This window comes from Pseudoclavibacter sp. AY1F1 (assembly GCF_002931075.1).
In the GTDB taxonomy this organism is placed as follows: Bacteria; Actinomycetota; Actinomycetes; order Actinomycetales; family Microbacteriaceae; genus Pseudoclavibacter.
The window spans coordinates 1,847-4,346 of sequence record NZ_PSTQ01000026.1 but is presented as its reverse complement, the minus strand read 5'-3'; the positions used below and the strand labels follow the sequence as shown (position 1 = coordinate 4,346).

The 2,500-nt window shown below is 53.1% G+C and carries 1 rRNA gene (only partly in view); it reads right to left on the bottom strand.

The window, feature by feature from the left end:
- Positions 1-2,345 (bottom strand): 23S ribosomal RNA (locus C5B85_RS18845) (it extends 769 nt beyond the left edge of the window).
- Between the last annotated feature and the right edge of the window lie 155 nt (positions 2,346-2,500).

Here is a 2,500-nt window from a genome sequence, read left to right as displayed (position 1 = left end):
TCTCCCACCTATCCTACACAAGCCACACCGAACACCAATACCAAGCTGTAGTAAAGGTCACGGGGTCTTTTCGTCCTGCTGCGCGTAACGAGCATCTTTACTCGTAATGCAATTTCGCCGAGTTCGCGGTTGAGACAGCTGGGAAGTCGTTACGCCATTCGTGCAGGTCGGAACTTACCCGACAAGGAATTTCGCTACCTTAGGATGGTTATAGTTACCACCGCCGTTTACTGGGGCTTAAATTCAGAGCTTCGCCGAAGCTAACCCTTCCTCTTAACCTTCCAGCACCGGGCAGGCGTCAGTCCGTATACATCGTCTTGCGACTTCGCACGGACCTGTGTTTTTGATAAACAGTCGCTTCCCACTGGTCTCTGCGGCCATCAATGCGCTTTCAGGAGTAAATCCCTATACGCCTCAGGCCCCCCTTCTCCCGAAGTTACGGGGGCATTTTGCCGAGTTCCTTAACCACGATTCTCTCGATCTCCTTGGTATTCTCTACCTGATCACCTGTGTCGGTTTGGGGTACGGGCGACTAAAACCTCGCGTCGATGCTTTTCTTGGCAGCAGAGGATCACCGACTACCTCACTAAAGTGAGTTCCGCGTCAGATCTCAGGCTTCACGAGTGACGGATTTGCCTATCACTCACCCTACGTCCTTGCCCGGATTCAACCAATCACCCGGTTCGGCTACCTTTCTGCGTCACACCTGTTAATACGCTAACCGCACCAGAACGGGGTCGAGCGCTAGGCTCCCCACCCACCCGAAGGCGGACGAAGAGATTCAGACTCTTAGCACTACTGGATTAGCTTGGGCGGTTTTTCGCCGGCCACGGGAATATCAACCCGTTGTCCATCGACTACGCCTGTCGGCCTCGCCTTAGGTCCCGGCTTACCCAGGGAAGATTAGCTTGACCCTGGAACCCTTGATCATTCGGAGGACGGGTTTCTCACCCGTCTTTCGCTACTCATGCCTGCATTCTCACTCGTGTAGCGTCCACGGCTGGTTTCCACCGCCGCTTCACTCGCCACACGACGCTCTCCTACCCATCCACACGACTGGACCACGAAGGCCTGTCTATAAATATGAATGCCACAACTTCGGTGGCGTGCTTGAGCCCCGTTACATTGTCGGCGCGGAATCACTTGACCAGTGAGCTATTACGCACTCTTTCAAGGGTGGCTGCTTCTAAGCCAACCTCCTGGTTGTCTGTGCAACTCCACATCCTTTTCCACTTAGCACGCGCTTTGGGACCTTAGTTGGTGGTCTGGGTTGTTTCCCTCTCGACTATGAAGCTTATCCCCCACAGTCTCACTGCTGCGCTCTCACTTACCGGCATTCGGAGTTTGGCTGACGTCAGTAAGCTTTTGGGCCCCATCGGCCATCCAGTAGCTCTACCTCCGGTAAGAAACACGCAACGCTGCACCTAAATGCATTTCGGAGAGAACCAGCTATCACGAAGTTTGATTGGCCTTTCACCCCTAACCACAGCTCATCCCCCCAGTTTTCAACCTAGGTGGGTTCGGTCCTCCACGAAGTCTTACCTTCGCTTCAACCTGGCCATGGATAGATCACTTCGCTTCGGGTCTAGGACATGCGACTGAATCGCCCTATTCAGACTCGCTTTCGCTACGGCTGCCCCACACGGGTTAACCTCGCCACATATCACTAACTCGCAGGCTCATTCTTCAAAAGGCACGCCGTCACAGCTACAAGGCTGCTCCGACGGATTGTAAGCAAACGGTTTCAGGTACTATTTCACTCCCCTCCCGGGGTACTTTTCACCTTTCCCTCACGGTACTTGTCCGCTATCGGTCATCTGGGAGTATTTAGGCTTATCAGGTGGTCCTGACAGATTCACACGGGATTTCTCGGGCCCCGTGCTACTTGGGATACTCTTCAACGTCAATACACGCATTTCGACTACGGGACTCGCACCCCCTCTGGTCAGCCATTCAAAGCTGTTCGTCTATACGCTATTGTCACGCCCACTGCCTGGTAGAGCAGCATGAAAAGTCCCACAACCCCGACCGTGCAACCCCTACCAGGTATCACACACGACCGGTTTAGCCTGATCCGCGTTCGCTCGCCACTACTAACGGAATCACTGTTGTTTTCTCTTCCTGTGGGTACTGAGATGTTTCACTTCCCCACGTTCCCTCTACCCGCCCTATATATTCAGGCGGGAGTCACCAGGTCACCACAAGGGGCCTGGCGGGGTTTCCCCATTCGGAAATCCTCGGATCAAAGTTCGATTATCAACTCCCCGAGGCTTATCGCAGATTTCTACGTCCTTCTTCGGCTCCAGATGCCAAGGCATCCACCGTTTGCTCTTAAAGATTTGATTTACACATGAGTAGCCAATCATTTCATTCTCAGAAACTCTTGACTAAAATTGCTGAACACCACAAACCCAACCATCCGAAGACGATCAACATTTGCGGCATTCAAGATGCTCGCGTCCACTGTGTAGTTCTCAACATACGATCGGTACCAACCCTG